We start from the raw sequence: 22,535 nt of genomic DNA on the forward strand, positions 1-22,535 counted from the left end.
GCCCCTTCCTAGCCCCGGAGCGCGCCGCCGGGCCGCAGTGTCCCGAGGAGCTGGTCGATCACGCCGGCGTCCTCGATCGTGGACGGCACGACGTAGTCCTCTCCGTCGGCGATTTGGCGCATGGTCTTGCGCAGGATCTTCCCGGAGCGGGTCTTGGGCAGGGCCTCCACAACGGTGACGTGCTTGAAGTCCGCCACGGCGCCGATGTCCCGCCGCACCAGCGCGACCAGATCTTTGACCAGGACCTCCTCCGGCACGTCCACCCCCGATTTGAGCACCACGTAGCCGCTGGGGCGCTGGCCCTTGAGCGGGTCCGCGAGTCCGATCACGGCACATTCGGCGACGGCCGGGTGCTGGCCGATCACCTGCTCCATGGCGCCGGTGGAGAGCCGGTGCCCTGCGACGTTGATGATGTCGTCGGTGCGGCCCATCACGAAGACGTAGCCGTCCTCATCGCGGTAGCCGGAGTCGCCGGTGGCGTAGCAGCCTTCGAAGGCCTGCAGGTAGGAGGAGATGTAGCGTTCGTCGTTTCGCCAGAGCGTGGTCAGGGTTCCGGGTGGCAGGGGAAGGTCCAGGACGATGTTTCCCTCGGTTCCGGGCTCCACCTCTTCGCCCCCGCCGTCCAGGATCCGCAGCCTGAAGCCGGGCATCGGAACGCTCGGCGAGCCGGCCTTGATCGGCAGTTCGTCCAGGCCGCGCGGGTTGGCGCAGATGGCCCAGCCGGTTTCGGTCTGCCACCAGTGGTCGACCACCGGCACGTCGAGGACGCGGGAGGCCCAATGGAAGGTGTCGGTGTCCAGCCGCTCCCCCGCCGCAAACAGGGTGCGCAGGCTGGAGATGTCGTAGTGTTCGAGCAGTTTCGCTTCCGGGTCGGCCTTGCGGATGGCCCGCAGCGCGGTCGGGGCGGTGAACAGCACGTTGACCTTGTGGTCCTGGATGACCCGCCAGAAGGCGCCGGCGTCCGGGGTGCCTACCGGTTTGCCCTCATAGATCACGGTGGTGGCGCCGGCGAGCAGCGGCCCGTAGACGATGTACGAGTGACCCACCACCCAGCCGACGTCGGAGGCGGTCCACATCACGTCGCCCGGGCCGATGTCGTAAATGTTCTCCAGCGTCCAGCCCAGGGCGACGGCGTGGCCGCCATTGTCCCGCACGACACCCTTGGGCGAGCCGGTGGTTCCCGAGGTGTAGAGGATGTAGAGCGGGTCCGTGGCTTTGACGTCCACCGGGGCGGCGGGCTCGGCGGAGGCCATCGCGGAGTCCCAATCCAGCCAGCCCCCGTAGTCTGCAGCGGACGCCGTGAACCCGTCCCGCGCCTTGACCAGCACGGGGGTCTCCGGCGTGCCGGCCAGTTCGAGCGCCTCGGCGACGGCCGGGAGGTACTCGATCCGCCGCGAGGGTTCGATCCCGCCGGACGCGGTGACCACCGCTGCGGGTCCGGCGTCCCGGATGCGGGCGGCGAGTTCCTTGGGCGCGAAGCCGCCGAAGACCACGGAGTGGATCGCGCCGAGCCGGGCCGTGGCGAGCATGGCGATGGCGGCTTCGGGGATCATCGGCATGTAGATCACCACACGGTCGCCCTTGCCGACGCCTTGGCTGCGCAGCACCCCGGCAAAGCGGGCGACAAGCTCGGTGAGTTCGGCATAGCTGAAGCGCTGCTGTGTGCCGAGCATGGCGGAGTCGTAGATCAGGGCGTCCTGCGCGCCGCGGCCCTCGGCCACGTGCCGGTCAAGGGCGTTGTAGCTGGTGTTCAAGACGCCGTCGGGAAACCAGTCGTAGAGCGGTGCACGGGTGGAGTCGAGGGCCCGGCTGGGCGGCGTGCTCCAATCGACCTTCCCGGCGGCCTCGAGCCAGAAGTCCTCCGGCTGCTCAACACTGCGCTGGTAGCTGTCCCGGTAGCTTTTGGTGACCATGAAGTAATCCCGTCCACGACGTTGTGATGCAGCTCATGGTAGCGGGGCAAGGGCGGCCTCCACAAGAGTTGTGTATACAGCGATTGCCCAAATGTTCCCGATTCGGCGCAGAATCGACCTCAGGGCTGCGCTTTTCCGCCGAGTGTGTATACACTGATCGGGTCAGCCGAGGAAGGAGACCACCATGCGTGCCAGCGACAAGGCCTACGCGGCCCTGCGCGACGACATCATCGAGTGGCGCCTTCTCCCCGGAACGGTGCTGGCCGAGGTCGAGCAGTCCGCGCGGCTCGGCATCTCCCGCACCCCGCTGCGGGAGGCCCTCAGCCGGCTCACCGCGGAAGGACTGACGACGACGGCGGGCGGCCGCGGCGTCGTGGTCACCGACATCTCCCTCGAGGACATCGACGAACTCTTCGAACTGCGCGAAACCCTTGAGGGCAAGGCCGCCGGGCTGGCCGCCGAGCGCGGCGACGCCGCGATCTTTGAGCAACTGCGGCGGGAGCTCCTGCGAGCGCCGGAGCTGATCAATGGCGCCGACCCCGCACGGCACGACTACTACAGCCTGGTCGGGCGGCTGGACACGGCCATTGACGCCGCAATCTCCAACGCTTATCTGGTCCAGGCGATGCGCAGCCTGCGCGTCCACCTGGTCCGGGTCCGCCGGCTGGCGGCCGACGACGCCGAGCGCCTCACCGCCGCCGCCGCCGAGCACGCCGCCATCGCCGAAGCGATCGCGGCCGGCAACCCGCGGCTGGCCGAGGCCGCCACCACTATGCACCTGCACCGCAGTCTTTCCCACGTCAAAGCCACCCACGTACCGCACTAGAAGGAGCACCATGGTTAAGGAACACCACGTCCGCGTATACAAGAGCGAGGAAAACCTGGCCCGCGAGGACCAGCTCGCCTACAAGATCGCCAAGGTGGCCGCTGACCCCGTCGCGGTCTCCGACGAGGTCACCGACATGGTGATCAACCGCGTGATCGACAACGCCTCCGTCGCCATCGCCTCCCTGAACCGCGCGCCCATCGTGGCGGCCCGCGCCCAGGCACTCACCCACGGCCCCAGCACCGGCGGCAAGGGTTCCAAGGTCTTCGGCATCGAAGAGCGCGTCGCTCCGGAATGGGCCGCCTGGGCCAACGGCGTGGCAGTCCGCGAACTCGATTACCACGACACCTTCCTGGCCGCGGATTACTCCCACCCGGGCGACAACATCCCGCCGATCCTCGCCGTCGCCCAGCACGTGGGCTCCAGCGGCAAGGACCTGATCCGCGGCATTGCCACCGGCTACGAGATCCAGGTCAACCTGGTCAAGGCCATCTGCCTGCACAAGCACAAGATCGACCACGTAGCCCACCTGGGCCCCTCCGCGGCAGCCGGCATCGGTACCCTGCTGGGCCTCGACGTGGAGACCATCTTCCAGTCCGTTGGCCAGGCGCTGCACACCACCACCGCCACGCGCCAGTCCCGCAAGGGCGAGATTTCCACCTGGAAGGCCCACGCCCCCGCTTTCGCCGGCAAGATGGCGGTTGAATCCGCCGACCGTGCCATGCGCGGCCAGACCTCGCCGGTGCCGATTTACGAAGGCGAAGACGGCGTCATCGCCTGGATGCTCGATGGCCCCGACGCCAACTACATGGTGCCGCTGCCCGAGGACGGCGAGGCCAAGCGCGCCATCCTGGACACCTACACCAAGGAACACTCGGCCGAGTACCAGGCGCAGGCCTGGATCGACCTGGCCCGCAAGCTGCACGGCGAACACCCAGAGGTCACCGACCCCGCGAACGTCGAATCCGTGCTGATCAAGACCAGCCACCACACGCACTACGTGATCGGCTCCGGCGCCAACGATCCCCAGAAGTACAGCCCCACGGCCAGCCGGGAAACCCTGGACCACTCCATCCCCTACATCTTCACGGTGGCCCTGCAGGACGGCGCCTGGCACCACGTCGACTCCTACGCTCCGGAACGTGCAGGCCGGCCGGACACCGTTGAGCTGTGGCACAAGGTGACCACGGTCGAGGACCCGGAATGGACCCGCCGCTACCACTCCCTGGACATCGCCGAGAAGGCGTTCGGCGGTTCCGTGGAGATCACGCTCAAGGACGGCACCGTCATCACCGACCAGATCGCCGTCGCCGACGCGCACCCGCTCGGCGCCCGGCCGTTCGCCCGCGAGCAGTACGTCAACAAGTTCCGCACCCTGGCCGCCGGCCTGGTGGCCGAGGACGAGATCGAGCGCTTCCTGGCCGCTGCCGCGCGGCTTCCCGAGCTGGCCGCCGGCGAGCTCGACCAGCTGAACATCAAGGCCGCCGACGGCGTAATCGACCTGGCAGCCGCACCGAAGGGACTCTTCTGATGCTGTATTCGAAGACCACGCCCGAGCAGAAGCGGATCCGGTTCCGGGAGCTGCTGGCGTCCGGGACCATCCAGCAGTTCCCGGGAGCTTTCAACCCGCTCTCGGCCCGGCTGATCGAGGAAAAGGGCTTCGCCGGGGTGTACATCTCCGGCGCCGTCCTGGCGAACGACCTTGGCCTGCCCGACATCGGGCTGACCACGCTCACCGAAGTGGCCACCCGGGCCGGGCAGATTGCGCGGATGACGGACCTGCCCTCGATCGTCGATGCCGACACCGGCTTCGGCGAGCCGATGAACGTGGCGCGCACTGTCCAGGAACTCGAGAACGCGGGCCTGGCCGGCTGCCACATCGAGGACCAGTTCAACCCGAAGCGCTGCGGCCACCTCGACGGCAAGAACGTCGTGGACCTTGAGACCGCCACGAAGCGGATCCGGGCCGCGGCCGACGCCCGGCGGGATCCCAACTTCCTGATCATGGCCCGCACCGACATCCGGGCCACGGACGGCCTCGAGGCGGCGCAGCAGCGGGCCAAGGCCCTGGTGGAAGCCGGCGCGGACGCAATCTTCCCGGAAGCCATGAAGGACCTCAGCGAGTTCCAGGCCATCCGTGACGCCGTCGACGTGCCGATCCTCGCCAACATGACCGAGTTCGGCAAGAGCGCGCTCTTCACGGTGGACGAGCTGGCCGGCGTCGGCGTCAACATGGTGATCTACCCGGTGACGCTGCTCCGTAGTGCCATGGGCGCTGCTGAGCGTACTCTGGAATCGATCAAATCCGACGGCACCCAGGAGGCACAGGTTTCGAGCATGCTGACCCGTGCGCGGCTCTACGACCTCGTCGATTACGAGGCCTACAACCGCTTTGACACCGGGGTCTTCAATTTCCAGATCCCCGGCATCTGACATCCCCACCGGACTGCCGGCCCCGGCCGGTCAACAGGCGTTAGGAACAAAGGAGTTTCAGCATGGCTGAAAATGAGATCAAAAAGGGCCTAGCCGGCGTCGTGGTGGATTACACCGCGGTGTCCAAGGTCAACCCGGACACCAATTCGCTGCTCTACCGCGGCTACCCCGTCCAGGAGCTGGCCGCCAAGTGCAGCTTCGAGGAAGTGGCCTACCTGTTGTGGAACGGCGAACTGCCCACCGAGGAGCAGCTGGCGGAGTTCACCGCACGGGAACGCGCGGGCCGCGCACTGGATCCGGTGGTCAAGCAGGTCATCGATGCGCTGCCGCTCACCTCGCACCCGATGGACGTCTGCCGGACCGCGGCGTCGGTGATGGGGGCCCGGCATCCGCTGGCCGAGGACTCCTCGCGCGAGGCGAATATGGCCAAGGCCGTGGACCTCTTCGCCGCCATGCCGGCCGTGGTCGCGTATGACCAGCGCCGCCGGCATGGCCAGGTCGTTGTGGAACCCCGGGAGGACCTGGGCTACTCCGCGAACTTCCTCTGGATGTCCTTCGGCGAGGAGCCGGTGCAGGAAGTCATCGAGGCGTTCAACGTCTCGATGATCCTGTACGCCGAGCACTCCTTCAACGCCTCAACCTTCACGGCACGGGTCATCACGTCCACGCTCTCGGACCTGCACTCGGCCGTAACCGGCGCCATCGGGGCGCTGAAGGGCCCGCTTCACGGCGGCGCGAACGAGGCCGTCATGCACACCTTCGATGAGATCGGCATCCGGCAGGAGGAGTCGCTCGAGGAGGCAGCGGTCCGGGCGAAGGCCTGGATGGAGGACGCCCTGGCGAACAAGAAGAAGGTCATGGGCTTCGGCCACCGTGTGTACAAGCACGGCGACTCCCGGGTCCCCACCATGAAGGCGGCCCTGGACAAGATGATCGCGCACTACGGCCGTCCGGAACTGCTTGGGCTCTACAACGGGCTCGAGACCGCGATGGACGAGGCGAAGGCGATCAAGCCCAACCTCGACTACCCGGCCGGTCCCACGTACCACCTGATGGGCTTCGACACCCCCACCTTCACTCCCCTGTTCGTGGCCAGCCGGATCACCGGCTGGACCGCGCACATCATGGAGCAGCTGGACTCGAACTCCCTGATCCGCCCCCTGAGCGAATACAACGGCGTCGAAGAACGGCACGTGCCGTAAGCAGTGCCGGCAACAAAGAAGCGCGGGCCGTCCCCCTTTGGAAGGGGGACGGCCCGCGCTTTTTGTTGCCTGGCCGCTGTTGCTAGCCCTCGTTGATCTTCAGTGAGGTGATCATCCGCTTCGCGTTCCGGTATTCGAGGCTGTCCATGTAGGCCTTCGCCGCTTCCATTGTGGGGAAGGTCTTGGCACCCTTGCGCTTGGGGTCCTCTTCCTTGCTGCCAACGTTGACCTGGACGGCGTCGGCGAAGAAGTACAGCGGCGACTCGGACGGCCCGTCGACCACGTTGTAGAACATGCAGGTTTTGCCGTTCTGCCCGGCCACGGTACTGGTGAGGCCGTAGGACGCGGTAACCCGTCCTGCTTCCTGGAGCGCACGGAAGGCGAACCTGGGCGTGACCGAACCCTTCGAGGGCTGGTATGGAAGATTCACTTCGACCGAGTCAAGCACCGTGTACGGAACCGGCCCCTGGCACGCGCCGCCGAGTCCGCCGGAGGGTCCGATGTGCAGGGACGCCACCACCACAGCGGCCTCATTCGCGACGTCGACGTCGACCCCGCCGGCCGCGCTGGTGTCGGTGACTCGCCACGTGGACGGGTACTCGAAACTGACCTTGGAATCGGAGCTGGTGAAAGTCCGCCAGTCCTCGGCAGCCGGAGCCGAGGTGGCCGGAGCGGACGTTGTGGGTGCCGCCGTCGTAGCCGTGGCCGACGGCGTCGCGGATTCCGGCCCCGCAGGCAACGTCGTGGTGTCCAAGGCGGAGGCTGAGGGCGCCGTCACCGCGGACGACGCCGGCCCGGAGGCCTCGTCCGCCGGCCGCATGTTTCCGGCCACGGCAACGCCGGCTCCAACGACGGCCAGGGCGAGCGCCACGATCGCCGCTGCCCAGGGCCAGCGCCGGCGTCCGCCGCCGTCGTTTGCCGGTTCTTCTTCGAAAAGATCCGCGTCCGGAAGGTTGTTGTTGCCCGGTTCCATGCCCTGTCCCCAAATCGGTCAGATTGCCGCTTACCGGTGAGCGAAGGAAGTGCGTGCGCCGGAGCCTGCGATGTTCGAACCTTAGGCTACTGGCCCCGCAGCGACTTTCCCGAGACCGCCATCCCGTGTCGCCGGGGTTCGGTGTGGAAGCTTGCTCACGCCGGCGTGGACCCCGGTGTGGAGGGGTACCTGACCGACGCCACCGTTTCGTTGTCCTCGTTCAGGACCACGACAACGTCGATGGTCTCGCCCGCCAGCGCGGGCGGAAGCCAGTGCCCGGCATCCTGCCACATGCGGTGCAGCGGGAGCTCCCCGACGCCGAACCACTCGGGCGTGATTTCCCGGCTCTCGGTAGGGTCGCCGTCCCAGCGCCTGGTGGTGAAGAGGCGGCAGGACATGTTCCATTCCGGCCGGGCGGGGAAGATGAACACGACGACGCCGGCGTGGACCAGGTCCTCCTGGAGCACCACGACGCCGATCTCTTCCCAGACCTCGCGGACCACGGCCTCGGCGTCGTTCTCCCCCGGTTCGACGTGGCCGCCGACGCCGACAATCTTGCCGATGCCGAACCCGGTCCGTTTCAGGCCCAGCAGCACCTCGGCGCCACCTGCCGCATCACGGAGCAGGAAGCAGAGCGTGACTGGCGTGAAATCCATGGTTCAACCCTAGTAGCTGCGGTCCCGGCCACCCTCTATTTGCTTGCCGGGCCCTCGCCTACCAGCTTCGGCCGCAGCTTGACCGGAATCCCCTTCTCGGCGAACTCCTTGTCCATGGCCTGCTGCGCCGTGAGCCCCTGGTTGTTCGTTGCCTGGAAATTCCAGTCGAAGACACTCGACCAGACTTGCTGGTAGTCGCAGAGGAAACGCCCGTTCCGCAGCTTCGCGAGGTGGAACCAGACGTTGCCGCCGTCGAGTTTCATGGCCTTTGCCCCCTCTTCCGAGGTGGAGTAGGCGAGCCAGCCGTCGGCGCAGCCCAGCACGGTGTAGTACCGGCGCTCGTTGGCGGGCACCGGGATGATCGCCCGCTGCTGGTCATTGCGCTGCTGGTCGACGTTGACCATGGTGCAGGGGACGCCGCCAGTGGTCAGGGTTGCAGCGGCGGTACGTGTCGGAGTGGGGGTGGGCGAAGGAGTAGGAGTGTTCGAGGCGCTGGCCGAGGGGCTTGGCGAGGGGCTGACGGAGGTGGACGCCGTCGGGACGCCGGTCTGGGCGGGTCCCGGCGCCGGCTGGCTCGTGAGGTTGCCGCCGACCACCACCGCGGCGACGACGGCGGCCGCGGCCGCGGCCACCAGCGTGGCGGCCGCAGCCCGGACGGTGTTGCGTCGTGCCGGCGTGCGTCCTGCCAGCTGGACGACGTTGGGGTCCGTGGAAAGGACGGCCGAGCGGGCGGCCTCGCTCCCCGGCGCGATGGCCGGTGCGCCGACCCGCGGTTTGGCGCCTTTCATGAGCTGTTCGATGCGGTCCACGGCTAGTCCTTCCGTTCGGTCATGAGTTGGGTCGGCGCGGCTTTCTCGAACGCCCGGCGTGCCCGGTGCAGGCGGACTGCAGCGGCGGAAGGAGAACATCCCAGCGCCTGGGACAGCTCGGCGGTGGTCAGGTCGTCCCAGTAGCTGAGCATGAGGACTTCGCGGTCCCGTTCCCTCAGCCGCGCCAGGACATCCGCCACGGCGGACCGTTGCTCGGTGTCCGGCCCGGGGTCCTGGTTGCGGACTTCATCTTTTAGCCGCTCCAGCAGTTCCTGGCGGCGACGTCGGCCCTTGTATTCGTTGCCGATCACGTTCCGGGCGGTCGCCAACAGCCAGCCAATGCCGGGCGGCTCCGCCAGTTGCTTTTCCCACGCAATCCTGAAGACATCCGCGGCCAGTTCCTCGGCGCGGTGCTGGTCGCTGACACGGTAGGCAATATAGCGGTAGACCCGCACTGAATGTTGAGTGTGCAGGTCTATGAACGCTTGCTCTTTGGCAGCCAACATGGTGCTTCCCCCGGACATCGGATGACTTCTTCCTGAAGACTAAGTGTCCCGTGGCGGGTTTTTTCTTACATCGGCCACTAAAACATTCAGGAGCGGGAATTCTGGCAGGATGTCGTGATGCCCTTCACATTGCGCGAACCCGTGCTGCCCGACGCATCAGAGATCGCTGAACTGCACGTGGCCACGTGGCGGGAGACATACTCACACTTACTTCCTGAGGACTTCTTCACCGAGGATTGCTGGATGCGACCGTGGGCGACGGTGAAGCGATGCTGTGGGTCGCGAAGGACACTCCTCGGGCGGTGGCGTTCTATCGCCGCAATGGCTTCGATTTGGACGGTACGGAGCAGAGGGACCCCGGGGCTCCAAAGATCGTCGACGCACGCATGCTGAGGTAGGAACCGTTAGTTGACCGGCCCGTCGGGGTCGCACCCGTCCCCTGCATGGCGCATCCACACAACAACGCCCTAAGGCGATTCACCAATGGTCGAGGACCAAGCAGGTCCGCCAGCGGTAAAACGACGTGCCAGTAGTCGATCAGACCGGTTGGAGGAGGCGCCCTCCCACCTTGGTTCCCACCGCGGCAGACCAGTCCGGGTCGGTTGCTTCAGCGGCAGGGAATTCGTGCCAGACAGTGAACGCGTACCAGTTGGGAAACGGATCCACCGGCAATTCCAGTCCGGGATGTCCTCCATAATCCTCCTCCGGCAGCGACTCCGGTTCGCCCTCATGTCCCGGGCCTGCGGACGGTATTTGGTACGCGTCGATGTCCGTGTCGGTACTGAGCAAAGCTAGGTGGGGTGGTTCCCAGTCCTGTCGCTCACTGGGATAACACCGGCCCGTCGGGGAAGTCCAGCCTGGCGGGTGGTCTTTGCTGGCCGCGGTGGGTTGCCAGGCAGTGCGGTGTTTGAGCCGATGGTGTTTGCGGCACGGTTGGCCCAGGTTGGTGATGCCGGTGGTGCCGCCGTCGGCCCAGGCCAGGAGGTGGTCTGCCTCGTTGTCCAGGGATTGGTTGTTGCAGCCGGGAAACGGGCATTTGCCATCACGGAGCCGCAACCACTGACGCATGGCTCTCGGGATGCGGTAGCTGGTCCGGCCGATCTCCAGCGGGGCGCCGTCACGCGGGTCAATCAGGACCCGGTAGAAGGAATCGGCGCCGTCCGCGATCAAACGTCGGGCCATCGACGGCGGGATTGGACCTTGCCCGTCCAGGACAGCTGGTTCGCCGGTGGCGCCAAGCAGGGCCATCACCGGGACGGTGATCAGGACCTGCGCCCGCGGCGACGGGACATCCCCGGCCGCAGCCCCACCCCACCCGCTGCCGGCTCCGGCGTGGGCTGCTCCGCCGCCCGCGCTTCCGTTGCTCAGCAGCCAAGTGGCGGCAACGTCCGCGCGCAGCTGGCTCAGGCTCCGGGCCTCCGAAGGGTTCTGCAGGGCACGGGCCGCGGTGGTGGTTCGCTCCCAGATCCCGGCGGCCGTGTCGGCGGGAAGATACGCCGAAAGCCAGGCCATCCCGTCCCGGTCTGGGCAGTATTCAACCCGTCTGTCGATCGCGCTTCTGGTGCGGCGTTCTTCGATGCTGACCGGATGGTGGCGTTCGCGCCAGGTGCGGGCCTTTGCCCGGAACCGGCCCGGCACGAGCTCTCCGGCCGGGCATCCGCGGGCCGGATCAGGCGCGTCCGGGTCCAGGAAGTGGGCCTCCAGCGCCGCAGCCCCAGCCGGATCCAGGCCCTCGGTTTCGTTGACCATGGTCCGGGCATGCTGCCAGGAGATCGTCCCGGCCCCCAACGCCGCCAACGTCAGCGGCAGCGCCGTCGTCAGTAGCTGGCTCTCGCACAGGAGGGCACCGGCGGCTCGTTCACTGACCGTCAGGATGCAGGCGACCTCGGAGACCAAGGCCATTTCCTGCGCTGTCGAATCCCGCGGCGTCGACGCCGGCAGCGCCAAGGCCTTGGCTGCCAGCACATACTCCGCGGCGAGCCTGACCTTCAGTGCGGCGGTCCGGGCCTCCAGTCGGGCCACCGCGGCCAGACCGTCCAGGCAACCATCGGCCAAAGCCCGCAGCGGATCGGTATGGTCTTCGCTGTCGCTTATGACGGCGGCAAGCGCATCGACAGAGGCGGCGAGGGCCGCCATGGCCTCACCGGTCCCCGCGCTGAAAGCCGCTCCGCTTTTCATACCCCCAGCATATGAAGGACCACCGACAATTATTGATGGCGTCGCGAGGGCTCCTGACGGCCGACGGCGGCCGGGTGTATGCGGATCCGGCCGCGCAGCTCCGCCGTTGCCCGGCCGTTTCAGCCCAGCGCCCTCGGATGCGCCGCGGCGTAGATCTCGCGCAACGTGTCAGCGGTAACCAGGGTGTAGACCTGCGTGGTGGTTACCGACGCGTGGCCCAGCAGTTCCTGCACCACACGGACGTCCGCCCCGCCCTCAAGCAGGTGCGTGGCGAAGGAGTGCCGAAGTGTGTGGGGCGAGACGTCCTTGGTGATGTTGGCCTTCTCAGCTGCGGCCTTGAGGATGGTCCAGGCGCTCTGCCGGCTGATCCGGCCGCCCCTGGCGTTGAGGAACAGCGCCGGCGTGCCTTTGCCCTTGGCGGCCAGGAGCGGGCGTCCGCGCACCAGATAGGCGTCCAACGCCCGGGCGCCGTAGGACCCCAGCGGCACCAGCCGTTCCTTGGAGCCTTTGCCGAACAGCCGGACGATCGCCGGCCCGGGCGTGTCGTCGCCCTGCAGCGAGATGTCGTCGACGTCGAGGCCCACGGCCTCGCTGATCCGTGCCCCGGTGGAATAGAGGAATTCGAGCAGGGCGCGGTCCCGCAGGCCGGTGGCCGTGTCGGTTCCCGCCGCTTCCAGGATGCGGGTAACTTCGTCGACGGTAATGGCCTTGGGCAGCCGCTTGCCCGGCATCGGCGGGTGCACGTCGCCGGCCGGGTCCGTGGCCGTGACGCCTTCCAGCGCCCAGAATTTGTGCAGCCCGCGGACCGCCACGACGGTGCGGGCCGCCGAGCGCACACCGAGGGCGGAGCCGCCGTCGGACCCGTCGGTGAGCGCCTGCACGAAGCCGGTCACGTCGCGCCGGGTGATCTCCTCCGGGCGCTGGCGGCCGGCGGCGGCGAGGTGTCGGGCGTAGCGGGCGAGGTCGCGCCGGTAGGCCGAGAGCGTGTTGGCGGCCAGTCCGCGCTCCACCCCCATGTGCTGCAGGTAGTCGGTGATGGCGCGGTCGACGGCCGTCAGCGGCCGGGGAGGCGCGGCCTCAACAGCGGCAGCGCCGGCGACCGCAGGCTCAGCAGAAGCAGTCTCGGCAGCAGCAGCTTCGGCGGCGGGAGGTTCGGCAGCCAGCAGTCCGGTCATCAGCGCTGGCTGGGGTGGGCCGGCCAGGGCGCGTCGGCTGGCCGAAGCGACTGGAAACCGTCGGCCCGGACCGCGGCGGCGGCGAGGATCCCGACGACGGCAGATGGATTGTGCAGGCGCCCCTCAAGCACAGCCGCAACCGCGGCGTCGAGCGGAATCCAGTGCAGCTCGATTTCCGCTTCCTCATCGGTGCGAACGTGCAGCTCGTGGCCGGGAACATCGCTAAGGTCCCGGGCCAGATAGATCCGGATGGCTTCGCTGGAGGACCCGGGCGAGTTGAAGAAGTCAGCCAGTACGTTCCAGGTCGCGGCCACCAGGTCCGCTTCCTCGGCGAGCTCCCGGGCCGCCCCGACAACAAAGTCCTCGCCCTCGACGTCGAGCAGTCCGGCGGGGATCTCCCAGAGCGCCATGCCAACGGGGTGCCGGTACTGCTTGATCAGCAGGATCTCGCCGTCGTCGTTCATCGGCAGCACGGCCACCGCGCCGGGATGGTCGATGTAGTCGCGGACCAGGGTGTCGCCGTCGTCGCTTAGTTGGAAACTGTCGCTGACCACGTCCCAGATCCGGCCCTGGTAGACCTTCTCGGAAGACAAAAGACGGCGCGGGCTCGGCTCATCCGAAACCTGCCGTGCAGCATTGGGGGTTTCAGGTGTACCGGGCATCGCGCCGTCCTTTGATTCAGTTGGGAGTTACTTTGACGCTGCCGGGGTCGTCTTGGCGGCAGCAGCCTTGCCAGCGGAACCGGCCGGCTGGCCTGCGTCGTGCTGGCCGGCGCCGTGCTGGTGATCCAGGGCGGCCTTGACCAGCCCCGCGAAGAGCGGGTGCGGGCGGGTGGGCCGTGAACTCAGCTCGGGGTGTGCCTGCGTGGCGACGTAGTACGGGTGCACTTCACGGGGAAGCTCGACGTACTCGACCAGCTTGCCGTCCGGCGAGGTGCCGGAGAACACGAGGCCCTCGGCGGCGATCTGCTCGCGGTACTTGTTGTTTACCTCGTAGCGGTGCCGGTGGCGTTCGCTGACCGTGGTCTTGCCGTAGGTCTCGGCAACGACCGAACCCTCGTCCAGCTTGGCCTCGTACAGGCCCAGGCGCATGGTGCCGCCCAGGTCGCCCTTGCCCTCGACGATGTCGAGCTGCTCTTCCATCGTGGCGATGACCGGGTACTTGGAATCGGGTTCGAACTCGGAAGAAGACGCGCCCTCGAGGCCCACAACGTTGCGGGCGTACTCAATCACCATGCACTGCAGGCCCAGGCACAGGCCCAGGACCGGGAGCTTGGATTCGCGGGCGTACTTGAGGGCGCCGAGCTTGCCCTCAAGGCCGCGGATGCCGAAACCGCCCGGAACACAGATCGCGTCCACGCCGGCCAGGGACTTCTTCGCACCGGCTTCGGTGTCGCATTCGTCCGAGGGGACCCAGCGGATCTTGACCTTGGTGTCATTCGCGAAACCGCCGGCGCGCAGCGCTTCGGTCACGGACAGGTAGGCATCCGGCAGGTCGATGTACTTGCCGACAAGGGCAATCTCCACCTCGTGCTTGGGGTTGTGCACAGCGTTGAGGAGCTTGTCCCAGCTGGTCCAGTCGACGTCCTTGAACGGCAGGTCCAGGGCGCGGACGATGTAGGAGTCCAAGCCCTGGGAGTGCAGCGTCTTGGGGATGTCGTAGATGCTGGGGGCGTCCGGGCAGCCGATGACGGCGTCGATGTCGACGTCGCACATGCGGCCGATCTTCTCGCGCATGGCCTGCGGCACGTCGCGGTCCGAACGGATCACGATTGCCTCGGGCTGGATGCCGATCGAGCGCAGCGCCGCGACGGAGTGCTGCGTCGGCTTAGTCTTCAGTTCCTGCGAGGGCCCGATGTAGGGCACCAGGGAGACGTGTAGGAAGAAGACGTTGTTCCGGCCGACGTCCTGGCGGACCTGGCGGGCCGATTCGAGGAACGGCTGGGATTCGATGTCTCCGACGGTGCCGCCGATTTCGGTGATGATGACGTCCGGCGCGTTCTTGCCCTCGGCGGGCAGCCGCATGCGGCGCTTGATCTCATCGGTGATGTGCGGGATGACCTGGACGGTGTCGCCGAGGTACTCGCCGCGGCGCTCCTTGGCGATGACCGTGGAGTAGACCTGGCCGGTCGTGACGTTGGCGGAACCTTCAAGGTTTTCGTCGAGGAACCGCTCGTAGTGGCCGACGTCGAGGTCGGTTTCCGCGCCGTCGTCGGTCACGAAGACCTCGCCGTGCTGGAAGGGGTTCATCGTGCCCGGATCCACGTTCAGGTAGGGATCGAGCTTTTGCATTGTTACAGACAAACCGCGTGCCCGCAGGAGGTGACCCAGGCTCGAAGCCGTCAGTCCCTTACCGAGCGAGGACGCCACACCACCGGTGACGAAGATGTGTTTGGTCGTCTTGGACGAGCCCGGGAACCGGGAATTTACACGGGAATTTGATCGCTGCACCACGGAATTTGAGCCTATCATCAATTCGGTCTTCTTTGGGTCGATTAAACGCCGCTGTGATGGTCGTCCCAGTCCCGGTCCGCCAGTAGCCGGCGCTCAGGCCTGTTGCGGAAGGAGCTTGGCGTCGTCCAGCAGTTCCTGGGCGTGCGCCTGGGCCGATTCTGAGTCCTCCTGCCCGGCCAGCATGCGGGCCAGTTCGCGGACCCGTTCCGCTTCGTCCAGGAGCTGGACATCGCTCGAGGTGAAGCCGGTGGCGGTAGCGCCGTCGGACCCCCGCACCGAGGTCTTGGTGACCCGGATGTGCTGGTCGGCGAAGGCCGCCACCTGCGGCAGGTGGGTGACCACCAGGACCTGGACGTGCCGGGCCAGCATGGCCAGCCGTCGGCCGATCTCGACGGCGGCGCGGCCGCCGACGCCGGCGTCGACCTCGTCGAAGACGAACGTCGGCACCGGGTCCACGGCTGCCAGTACCACTTCGATGGCGAGCATCACGCGGGAGAGCTCACCGCCGGAGGCACCCTTGCCCAGCGGCCGGGCGGGCGCGCCGGAGTGCGGCTGCAGCAGGAAGGAAATCTCGTCGGTGCCGAACGGGCCCAGCTGCTCGCCCTGGTCGACATTGATGACCAGGGTGGCGTCGGCCATGGCCAGCGCGGTCAGCTCGGCGCTGACCCGGGCGGAGAGGTCCTTGGCGGCTTTCTTCCGAGCCTTGCTGATGGCCGCGGCCTGCTTGCGCAGGTCCGCCTCGGAGCGGGCAACCTCGGCGTCGAGTGCTTCGATCCGGGTGGAGTCGTCCTGGAGCTCCTCGAAGCGCGCCCGGGCCTGCTCTGCCCAGAGGAGCACCTCGTCGATGCTGGGCGCGTACTTGCGCACGAGCTTGGCCAGGGCGGCGCGCCGTTCCTCGATCTCGGCCAGGCGTTCCGGCCCTTCGGTGTCGAGGGAGGCTTGGTAGCTGGCCAGGTCGCCGGCGATGTCGTTGAGCAGGAAGCCCACCTCCGCGAGCCGGGCGGCGGCCGAGCCCAGTTCTCCGTCATGTTCGGCGACGTGCTCCAGGGTGCGCTTGGCCGCGTCCACCAGGGTGGTCGCATCCGCGTCTTCGCCGAAGTCTTCCGAGATGAGGGCCTGATGGGCGGTGCTGGCGGCGATCCGAAGCTCTTCGACGTTGGCGAGCTTGACCGCCTCGGCCTTCAGCGATTCGTCCTCGCCCGGCTGCGGGTCCACGGCGTCGATCTCGGCCAGGGCTGCCTCGAGGGACTCCGCCTCGCGCAGCCGCTCGCGGGCGGCGTTGCGGAGTTCGTCCAGCTCGGCCTGGCTGGCCTTCCAGTGCGCGTGCAGCTCCCGGTAGGCGGTCAGGGTACCGGCCAGGCCCTCCCCCGCGAACTTGTCGAGGGCTTCGCGCTGGGCCACTGGACTCTTGAGCCGGATCTGGTCCGACTGGCCGTGGACCACCACCAGCGTTCCGCCGATTTCGGCGAGGACCCCGACCGGCGCGGCGCGGCCGCCGAGGTAGGCGCGGCTGCGGCCGTCGGCGCCGACGCTGCGGGCCAGCAGCAGTTCGGCGCCGCCGTCGAACTCCTCGACCTCGGCCCCGGCATCGCGCGCCCGGCTAACCGCAGCATGCCCGGCGTCGAGCTTTAGGACGGCTTCGGCGGAGGCGCTCTTCGCGCCGCTGCGGACGGCGCCAGCGTCGGACCTAGCGCCAAGGAGCAGGCCGACGGCGGTCACCACCATGGTCTTGCCGGCACCGGTTTCGCCGGTTACCACGCTCAGGCCGGGGCCCAGCGGCAGCGTCGCGTCGGTGATGACGCCGAGATCGCGGATTCTCAGTTCTTCAAGCATGAGTCACTTCGCAGTCGAGGGATCGGTTGGTGCGCCGGGATCCGTGCCCGGATCCGTGCTGGGATCAGCGCCGGGGCCGGCGTGCCGGGGAACCGGCAGCGCACGGCTGGGCCGCGGGGTGCGTACCACGGGCACGGGTCCGGTGTGGATGGTGTCGGTCTGCGGCGCCGGGCCGCGCCAGCCCTGGATGGGGAGCTCGAACTTGCGGACCAGGCGCCCGGAGAACGGGGTCTGGTGGGTGCGGGCCAGCCGGACCGGGGTGGCCGATCGGGTGACTTCCACGCGGGCGCCGGGTGGCAGGTCGACGGAGCGCCGGCCGTCGCACCACAGCACGCCCTGGGCGTCGGTGCGGTTCAGGATTTCGACGGCGAGCCGGGACCTCGGCGAAACCACGAGCGGCTTGGCGAACAGCGCGTGGGCGCTGATCGGCACGATCAGCAGGGCCTCCACCTCCGGCCACACCACGGGGCCGCCGGCCGAAAACGCGTAGGCGGTTGACCCGGTGGGGGTGGCGAGGACGACGCCGTCGCAGCCGAAGGAGGTGAGCGGGCGTTCGTCGACCTCGGTCACCACCTCGAGCATCCGTTCCCGGTTTCCCTTCTCGATGGCAGCCTCGTTCAGGGCCCAGGTGTGCCAGATCTTCTGCCCGCGCACCCACACCTGCACGTCGATGGTCATGCGCTCCTCCACCGTGTACTGGCGGCTGGCGATCCATTCGACGGTCTGGGCAAGGTCCGCCCGCTCGCTCTCCGCCAGGAAGCCGACGTGGCCGAGGTTGACCCCGAGCAGCGGCACGTCCACTTCGCGCACCAGCTCTGCGGCGCGCAGGATGGTGCCGTCACCGCCAAGCACCATGACGAGTTCGACGTCGGGCAGCTTGACGTGGTCGTGCAGGACCTCGACGGGCTGGTCCAGCCGGCCGAAGAACCGGACCATGTCGCCGAGTTCGGATTTCTGCATCACCGCGACGAGGCCGGAGGCATGCAGCTGGGCGCACGCTTCCCAGGCGGCCTTGAGGGATTCCTCGCGGCCGGTGTGGGCAAGGATGAGGACACGCCTGCTCATCGGGTTCCGCCTTCTAGTGCTTCTCGTGCTGCTTGGGCTTTCAGGGCTACGACCAGATCGTTCCTAGTAACGCGGCAACGGCTGCGTCCCGCTCCTCGATCTTAGGCAGGTCTGTCCGGATCCCGCGTTTTATCCACAGGAAGTACTCCACGTTTCCGTCCTGGCCAGGCAGCGGACTCTGCGCGAGTCCGGCCAGGTCCAGGCCCGCGTCCATCGCCGCGGACGCCACCTTGGCGACGGCCAGCCGCCGCTCCCGCTCGGAGGTGACTACCCCGGTGCGGCCCAGCCGGTCCTTGCCGATCTCGAACTGCGGCTTGACCATCAGGACCAGATCGCCGCCGGGCTCGGTGCACGCCGCGAGGGGCGCCACCACGAGGGTCAGCGAGATGAAGGACAGGTCCGCCACGGTCAGGGACGCGGGGCCGCCGATCATTTCCGGCGTCATGTAACGGACGTTGAGGCCCTCGTGGACGGAGACCCGCGCGTCGTTTCGGATCTGCGGGACCAGCTGGTCATGCCCGACGTCGACGGCCACCACATGGGCGGCGCCGCGCCGGAGCAGCACCTCGGTGAACCCGCCGGTGGAGGCTCCGGCATCGAGGCAGCGTTTGCCTTGGACTTCGACGGCGGGAAAGGCGTCCAGCGCGCCGGCCAGCTTGTGCGCTGCGCGGCTGACGTAGTCGTCCTCGCTGGTTGTGGCGACATCCAAGGCCATTCCGTCCTGGACCTGCAGGGAGGCCTTGGCGAGTACCTCTCCGCCGGAACTGACCTTGCCTTCGCCGATCAGACGCGCGGCATGGGTGCGGGACCTCGCCAGCCCGCGGCTGACGAGGGCCTGATCAAGTCGAGTCATCGCGGGAATTCTCCGGCACGCTCTCCGGCTACGTCCTCGTTGAGGGCCGCCGCGAGCTCGTCGTGCAGGCCTTCGTACAGTTCGCCGTGGTCTGCGACCGGCAACTCCGGCAGCCCGGCAAGGCGTACCAGCAGGGCCTCTACTGCCGGATCGTCGACGGCGGCGGCGTTCGCCGGCCAGTCAATCCGCGCATCGGCGCTTTCCGAATCGGCGTCGGTGGAAGAAGTCTGCTCGGTCATGCTCTCCAGTCTAGTGATTTTCCCACTCGAGACCGGGCGCCAGCGCGTTGGCGGTTTCGGGGTTCGCAGCCCACCAGGCGGCGCAGGCCGCACGCCATGAATCGAGGTCCGCAGGGTCCCCGCTGACGTGAACCGTTGTCCCCTGCACGAGCGCCGTGGCTTGGCCGCACCGGTAGCCGCCCTCGGCGTCGGGCTCCACTGCCGGGTAGGGGCGGTAGAGGTCGGTCAGGTCATTGATCAGGAAGGTAGGGCGCTCCATGGTGCGTGCGGCGAGGATGGTTTCCCTCGTGTCGACGCCGGTCAGCACGGCCACCGTCGCGAAGCCGGCGTTGTTACCGCCGAGGATGTCGGTGTCCAGCCGGTCCCCAACAACCAGCGGACGGTCCGCGGCAAGGCGCTTGGCCGCCGCGTGGAACAGCGGCGCCTCGGGCTTGCCCGCAACGAGTGGCTGCCGCCCGGTGGCGGCGGCGACGGCGGCAACCAACGTGCCGTTGCCGGGAGCGATGCCTCGGGCCTGAGGAATGGACATGTCCGTGTTGGTGGCGACCCACAGGGCACCCGCCGCGACGACGTAGGACGCTTCCGCAAGGTCCTTCCAGCCCAGGTCCGGGTGGAAGCCCTGCACGACGGCGACGGGGTCCTCGGCCTCGGTGCGCACTGGCACCAGCCCGGCGAGTTCAATTTCGCGGGCCAGGGCCTCGCCGCCGGTGATGAGGACGCGAGCCCCGGCAGGCAACAGCGAGGCAAGCAGTTCGCCGGCCGCCTGTGGCGAACTCACCACCTGCTGCTCCTCGGCGGGCGCGCCGAGGTCGCGCAGGTGCTGCGCCACCTCTGCGGGAGAGCGGGAGGCGTTGTTCGTTACGTAGCCCAGGCTGACGCCCATGCCTTCGAGCCGGCGCAGCGATTCCACGGCGCCGGGAATGGCCTGCGGACCTGCGTAGACGACTCCGTCCAAATCAGCGAGGAGCGCGTCAAACCGGGAAATCAGCTCTGCTTCGGCCATTACCGGCTAGTCCTCCGCGCGTTCCGGCAGGCCGGACTCGCCGGTTTCGTCGGCCTCGTCGGCTTCCAGTTCGTCGGCCTCGACGGAATCCTCGTCAGACTCGGCGTCGTCGGATTCGAAGAAGTCGGGTTCCTCGTCGTCGGAACCGGCCTCGAGATCGTGCGCGGCCGACTGCGGCGCGGCGGTCTCCGGGAGGCCGGCTACAGCTTCGGCACTGGCGGCACGGGGAGCCTGCTCGCCGGAGGCGGCGGACTGCTGCTCCGCCTGCTCCCGCAGGAGCCGGCGGCGCTGTGCTTCCTCGCGGGCTTCCTCTTCCTCGTCCCAACCGAGGTCGATGATGTCCGGCTCTTCGTCGACGCCCATGCCCAGGGCCTTCTCGGCAACTCCGGCCTGGCGCTCCCACTTCGCGGCCTCGGTCTCGCGCCCAACAGCCGTCAGCGCCTCGGCGTAGGCGCGGAAGAGCCGGGGGCTGTAGGAGAACGCGCGGTTGATGTCCAGCTGTGCGATCTCCAGCTCCGAGACGGCAGCGTCGAGCTGGCCGAGATCGGTGCGGGCGCCGGCGGCGACGATGGCCAGCTCGACCTTGCCCGGAGCGTCGAGGTCCTTGGCCTCTTCGGAGCGGGCCATGTCCAGGGCACGGTCCGGGCGGCCAAGGCCACGCTCGCAGTCAGCCATTACCGGCAGGTGCATGTTGGATCCGCTAATCCGGCGGTAGGTACGGAATTCACGCAGCGCCTCACCGTAGTGTCCGGCCGCGTAGGCGGTCAGGCCAACGGCTTCGCGGACGGCTGCGAGGCGGCCACCGCGGCGGCTCGCGGCGAGAGCGTGCTGGAAGGCGAGCTCCGGTTCTTCGTCAAGAAGCCGGCCGGCCATCACGAGGTGGCGTGCGACCCATTCGGCACTGTGGTCTTCCAGCGTCTTGATCTGGTGCTGCGTGGCGCGGTCAAGTTCCTTGCCGGTGACGTCATCGTCAATCTGCGGGGAACGCTCACGGTCCGGGCGGTTGGCGCTGCGCAGGTCCCGGGCATTCGGTTCGCGGACGGGACGGTCCTCGGCGCGGTCACGGCCGAACTGGCGGGGCCCGGAGTCCCCGCGGTCGAAGCTGCGGGCCGGGCGGTCCTCGCGGTTGCCGAACGGCTTGCGGTTATCGCCACCGCTGAACGGCTTGCGATCTCGGTCGCCGCCGAAGCTACGACGCTCACCACCCTCACGCGACGGACGATCACCAAACGGCTTACGATCACGGTCGCCACCGAAGCTACGACGCTCACCACCCTCACGCGAGGGACGATCACCAAACGGCTTGCGGTCGCGGTCACCACCGCTGAACGGCTTACGGTCGCGGTCACCACCGCTGAACGGCTTACGGTCGCGGTCACCACCGCTGAACGGCTTACGGTCGCGGTCGCCACCGAAGCTACGACGCTCACCACCCTCACGCGACGGACGATCACCAAACGGCTTACGATCACGGTCGCCACCGAAGCTACGACGCTCACCACCCTCACGCGACGGACGATCACCAAACGGCTTACGATCACGATCCCCACCACTAAAGGGCTTACGATCACGATCCCCACCGAAGCTACGACGCTCACCACCCTCACGCGACGGACGATCACCAAACGGCTTACGATCCCCCTCGTTGAACGGCGGCCTGGATCCCGAAGGCCGGTCATCCCTGGCGCGGAAACCACGGGGATTGCCGCCCGAGTTGTTTGCTCCGCGGAACCCGCCGCCGCCGGAATTGCGTCCCCCGCCGAAGTTGCCGCGGTCGTTCCCGCCGCGGTTGCCGTCGTTGTGCTCAGCCATGGTGGATTCCTCCTGTTATGAGCTGACCACTGGCGCAATCGCAGCCGCTCTGTTTCCGTGTTTCGTTCCCTACGCAACCCGAAATCAAGCGCTTCGAAGTCCGTACATCTCAATCAATTCTAGGCGAGTCGCCCGCGCCCGGCTAACGGCAGCGCGTCATTCCACCCGCGCGGTGGCAAGTCTCACAGGCCCACTCCCCATCGTCTTCTATCGACGCTCCCTCACCTCTGACGCCTTCCCACCCGACGCGCCCTCACCTCCTACCGGTTACGCTGCCCGGTACTGAGGGGTGTTTGTGAGATCCGCACCGGTGCTGCGGGAACATTCAGCGTATGGCAGCCGGAGCTGAGGGAGCGTCGCCCTTGAGCTCACCACTACTGAGGGAGCATCGTCCTAGAGCCCACCACAACTGAGGGAGCGTCCGGGCCTATAACCACCGGTGCTGAGGGAGCGTTGGTTTGGTGGTTAAAGGGGGAGAGCCTCCAACCTGGTGGTTGGAGGCTCTCGACCTAATGTATGTCCGGCGGTGACCTACTCTCCCACACCCTCCCGGGTGCAGTACCATCGGCGCTGTGGGTCTTAGCTTCCGGGTTCGGAATGGGACCG

General features: G+C 67.9%; 20 protein-coding genes and 1 rRNA gene. 5 read left to right on the forward strand and 16 right to left on the reverse strand.

Features of this window, described 5'->3' with window-relative positions; all coding sequences use genetic code 11:
• Positions 1-8: 8 nt before the first annotated feature.
• Positions 9-1,913 carry a propionyl-CoA synthetase gene (locus AC1DNC_RS16560; RefSeq protein ID WP_476863617.1) on the reverse strand — a complete coding sequence of 635 codons (1,905 nt, stop codon included), beginning with the start codon at positions 1,911-1,913 and terminating at the stop codon, positions 9-11.
• Between the two features lie 184 nt (positions 1,914-2,097).
• Between AC1DNC_RS16560 and AC1DNC_RS16565 the strand changes: the two genes are divergently transcribed.
• The 4 genes from AC1DNC_RS16565 (at position 2,098) to AC1DNC_RS16580 (ending at position 6,374) form a co-directional block, all read left to right on the forward strand.
• Positions 2,098-2,739 carry a GntR family transcriptional regulator gene (locus AC1DNC_RS16565; RefSeq protein ID WP_476863618.1) on the forward strand — a complete coding sequence of 214 codons (642 nt, stop codon included), beginning with the start codon at positions 2,098-2,100 and terminating at the stop codon, positions 2,737-2,739.
• 10 nt (positions 2,740-2,749) lie between these two features.
• Entirely contained in the window at positions 2,750-4,270 is a 1,521-nt protein-coding gene (locus AC1DNC_RS16570; RefSeq protein WP_476863619.1) for an MmgE/PrpD family protein, read from the forward strand.
• On the forward strand, positions 4,270-5,172 hold the full coding sequence (gene prpB, locus AC1DNC_RS16575; protein ID WP_476863620.1) for a methylisocitrate lyase: 903 nt from the start codon (positions 4,270-4,272) through the stop codon (positions 5,170-5,172). The genes AC1DNC_RS16570 and prpB overlap by 1 nt, the downstream gene beginning before the upstream one ends.
• A gap of 62 nt (positions 5,173-5,234) precedes the next feature.
• The gene (locus AC1DNC_RS16580) at positions 5,235-6,374 is read left to right on the forward strand and encodes a bifunctional 2-methylcitrate synthase/citrate synthase (RefSeq protein ID WP_476863621.1); all 1,140 of its coding nucleotides are present in this window, start codon (positions 5,235-5,237) and stop codon (positions 6,372-6,374) included.
• Positions 6,375-6,456: 82 nt separating this feature from the next.
• Here AC1DNC_RS16580 and AC1DNC_RS16585 read toward each other — a convergent pair whose 3' ends face one another.
• From AC1DNC_RS16585 to AC1DNC_RS16650, 14 genes are all read right to left on the reverse strand, one after another.
• Positions 6,457-7,347, reverse strand: coding sequence for a hypothetical protein (locus AC1DNC_RS16585; RefSeq protein WP_476863622.1), 891 nt, complete (start codon positions 7,345-7,347; stop codon positions 6,457-6,459).
• A gap of 155 nt (positions 7,348-7,502) precedes the next feature.
• Entirely contained in the window at positions 7,503-8,003 is a 501-nt protein-coding gene (locus AC1DNC_RS16590) for an 8-oxo-dGTP diphosphatase (protein WP_476863623.1), read from the reverse strand.
• A 35-nt stretch (positions 8,004-8,038) separates the two neighbouring features.
• Positions 8,039-8,812, reverse strand: coding sequence for a hypothetical protein (locus AC1DNC_RS16595; RefSeq protein WP_476863624.1), 774 nt, complete (start codon positions 8,810-8,812; stop codon positions 8,039-8,041).
• 2 nt (positions 8,813-8,814) lie between these two features.
• A complete protein-coding gene (locus tag AC1DNC_RS16600; RefSeq protein WP_476863625.1) occupies positions 8,815-9,318 on the reverse strand; it encodes an RNA polymerase sigma factor in 504 nt (167 codons plus the stop codon).
• A gap of 537 nt (positions 9,319-9,855) precedes the next feature.
• Positions 9,856-11,496: an HNH endonuclease signature motif containing protein gene (locus AC1DNC_RS16605; RefSeq protein WP_476863626.1), complete on the reverse strand. Its 1,641-nt coding sequence runs from the start codon at positions 11,494-11,496 to the stop codon at positions 9,856-9,858.
• Between the two features lie 119 nt (positions 11,497-11,615).
• Complete coding sequence (gene xerD / locus AC1DNC_RS16610; protein ID WP_476863627.1) at positions 11,616-12,671, reverse strand: site-specific tyrosine recombinase XerD; 1,056 nt, start codon at positions 12,669-12,671, stop codon at positions 11,616-11,618.
• A complete protein-coding gene (locus AC1DNC_RS16615) occupies positions 12,671-13,333 on the reverse strand; it encodes an NUDIX domain-containing protein (RefSeq protein WP_476863628.1) in 663 nt (220 codons plus the stop codon). The genes xerD and AC1DNC_RS16615 overlap by 1 nt, the downstream gene beginning before the upstream one ends.
• Before the next feature lie 27 nt (positions 13,334-13,360).
• Positions 13,361-15,142 carry a CTP synthase gene (locus AC1DNC_RS16620; RefSeq protein WP_476863629.1) on the reverse strand — a complete coding sequence of 594 codons (1,782 nt, stop codon included), beginning with the start codon at positions 15,140-15,142 and terminating at the stop codon, positions 13,361-13,363.
• 75 nt (positions 15,143-15,217) lie between these two features.
• Positions 15,218-16,957 (reverse strand): DNA repair protein RecN, encoded by a 1,740-nt coding sequence (gene recN, locus AC1DNC_RS16625; protein ID WP_476863630.1) that lies wholly within the window; start codon positions 16,955-16,957, stop codon positions 15,218-15,220.
• A 3-nt stretch (positions 16,958-16,960) separates the two neighbouring features.
• On the reverse strand, positions 16,961-18,022 hold the full coding sequence (locus AC1DNC_RS16630) for an NAD kinase (RefSeq protein ID WP_476863631.1): 1,062 nt from the start codon (positions 18,020-18,022) through the stop codon (positions 16,961-16,963).
• Positions 18,023-18,068: 46 nt separating this feature from the next.
• Positions 18,069-18,875, reverse strand: a complete 807-nt coding sequence (locus AC1DNC_RS16635) for a TlyA family RNA methyltransferase (protein ID WP_476863632.1) — start codon at positions 18,873-18,875, stop codon at positions 18,069-18,071.
• Positions 18,872-19,114, reverse strand: a complete 243-nt coding sequence (locus AC1DNC_RS16640; protein ID WP_476863633.1) for a hypothetical protein — start codon at positions 19,112-19,114, stop codon at positions 18,872-18,874. The genes AC1DNC_RS16635 and AC1DNC_RS16640 overlap by 4 nt, the downstream gene beginning before the upstream one ends.
• A 10-nt stretch (positions 19,115-19,124) precedes the next feature.
• Positions 19,125-20,117, reverse strand: a complete 993-nt coding sequence (locus AC1DNC_RS16645) for an HAD-IIA family hydrolase (protein WP_476863634.1) — start codon at positions 20,115-20,117, stop codon at positions 19,125-19,127.
• Positions 20,118-20,123: 6 nt separating this feature from the next.
• Positions 20,124-20,807, reverse strand: coding sequence for a hypothetical protein (locus tag AC1DNC_RS16650; RefSeq protein ID WP_476863635.1), 684 nt, complete (start codon positions 20,805-20,807; stop codon positions 20,124-20,126).
• A gap of 54 nt (positions 20,808-20,861) precedes the next feature.
• Between AC1DNC_RS16650 and AC1DNC_RS16655 the strand changes: the two genes are divergently transcribed.
• A complete protein-coding gene (locus tag AC1DNC_RS16655) occupies positions 20,862-21,950 on the forward strand; it encodes a hypothetical protein (protein ID WP_476863636.1) in 1,089 nt (362 codons plus the stop codon).
• Between the two features lie 497 nt (positions 21,951-22,447).
• On the opposite strand, the gene rrf is transcribed toward AC1DNC_RS16655, so the two are convergent.
• A 5S ribosomal RNA gene (gene rrf / locus AC1DNC_RS16660) occupies positions 22,448-22,535 on the reverse strand; the annotation flags it as partial.

It is taken from the genome of Arthrobacter sp. 01N442, assembly GCF_056399345.1.

Coding starts and splice junctions, on each gene's coding strand:
- AC1DNC_RS16565 (WP_476863618.1), top strand. CDS start 2,098: ATGCGTGCCAGCGACAAGGCCTACGCGGCCCTGCGCGACGACATCATC.
- AC1DNC_RS16600 (WP_476863625.1), bottom strand. CDS start 9,318: ATGTTGGCTGCCAAAGAGCAAGCGTTCATAGACCTGCACACTCAACAT.
- AC1DNC_RS16640 (WP_476863633.1), bottom strand. CDS start 19,114: ATGACCGAGCAGACTTCTTCCACCGACGCCGATTCGGAAAGCGCCGAT.
- AC1DNC_RS16590 (WP_476863623.1), bottom strand. CDS start 8,003: ATGGATTTCACGCCAGTCACGCTCTGCTTCCTGCTCCGTGATGCGGCA.
- AC1DNC_RS16630 (WP_476863631.1), bottom strand. CDS start 18,022: ATGAGCAGGCGTGTCCTCATCCTTGCCCACACCGGCCGCGAGGAATCC.
- recN (WP_476863630.1), bottom strand. CDS start 16,957: ATGCTTGAAGAACTGAGAATCCGCGATCTCGGCGTCATCACCGACGCG.
- xerD (WP_476863627.1), bottom strand. CDS start 12,671: ATGACCGGACTGCTGGCTGCCGAACCTCCCGCCGCCGAAGCTGCTGCT.
- AC1DNC_RS16620 (WP_476863629.1), bottom strand. CDS start 15,142: ATGATAGGCTCAAATTCCGTGGTGCAGCGATCAAATTCCCGTGTAAAT.
- prpB (WP_476863620.1), top strand. CDS start 4,270: ATGCTGTATTCGAAGACCACGCCCGAGCAGAAGCGGATCCGGTTCCGG.
- AC1DNC_RS16650 (WP_476863635.1), bottom strand. CDS start 20,807: ATGCACCTGCCGGTAATGGCTGACTGCGAGCGTGGCCTTGGCCGCCCG.
- AC1DNC_RS16560 (WP_476863617.1), bottom strand. CDS start 1,913: ATGGTCACCAAAAGCTACCGGGACAGCTACCAGCGCAGTGTTGAGCAG.
- AC1DNC_RS16580 (WP_476863621.1), top strand. CDS start 5,235: ATGGCTGAAAATGAGATCAAAAAGGGCCTAGCCGGCGTCGTGGTGGAT.
- AC1DNC_RS16615 (WP_476863628.1), bottom strand. CDS start 13,333: ATGCCCGGTACACCTGAAACCCCCAATGCTGCACGGCAGGTTTCGGAT.
- AC1DNC_RS16645 (WP_476863634.1), bottom strand. CDS start 20,117: ATGGCCGAAGCAGAGCTGATTTCCCGGTTTGACGCGCTCCTCGCTGAT.
- AC1DNC_RS16570 (WP_476863619.1), top strand. CDS start 2,750: ATGGTTAAGGAACACCACGTCCGCGTATACAAGAGCGAGGAAAACCTG.
- AC1DNC_RS16605 (WP_476863626.1), bottom strand. CDS start 11,496: ATGAAAAGCGGAGCGGCTTTCAGCGCGGGGACCGGTGAGGCCATGGCG.
- AC1DNC_RS16585 (WP_476863622.1), bottom strand. CDS start 7,347: ATGGAACCGGGCAACAACAACCTTCCGGACGCGGATCTTTTCGAAGAA.
- AC1DNC_RS16635 (WP_476863632.1), bottom strand. CDS start 18,875: ATGACTCGACTTGATCAGGCCCTCGTCAGCCGCGGGCTGGCGAGGTCC.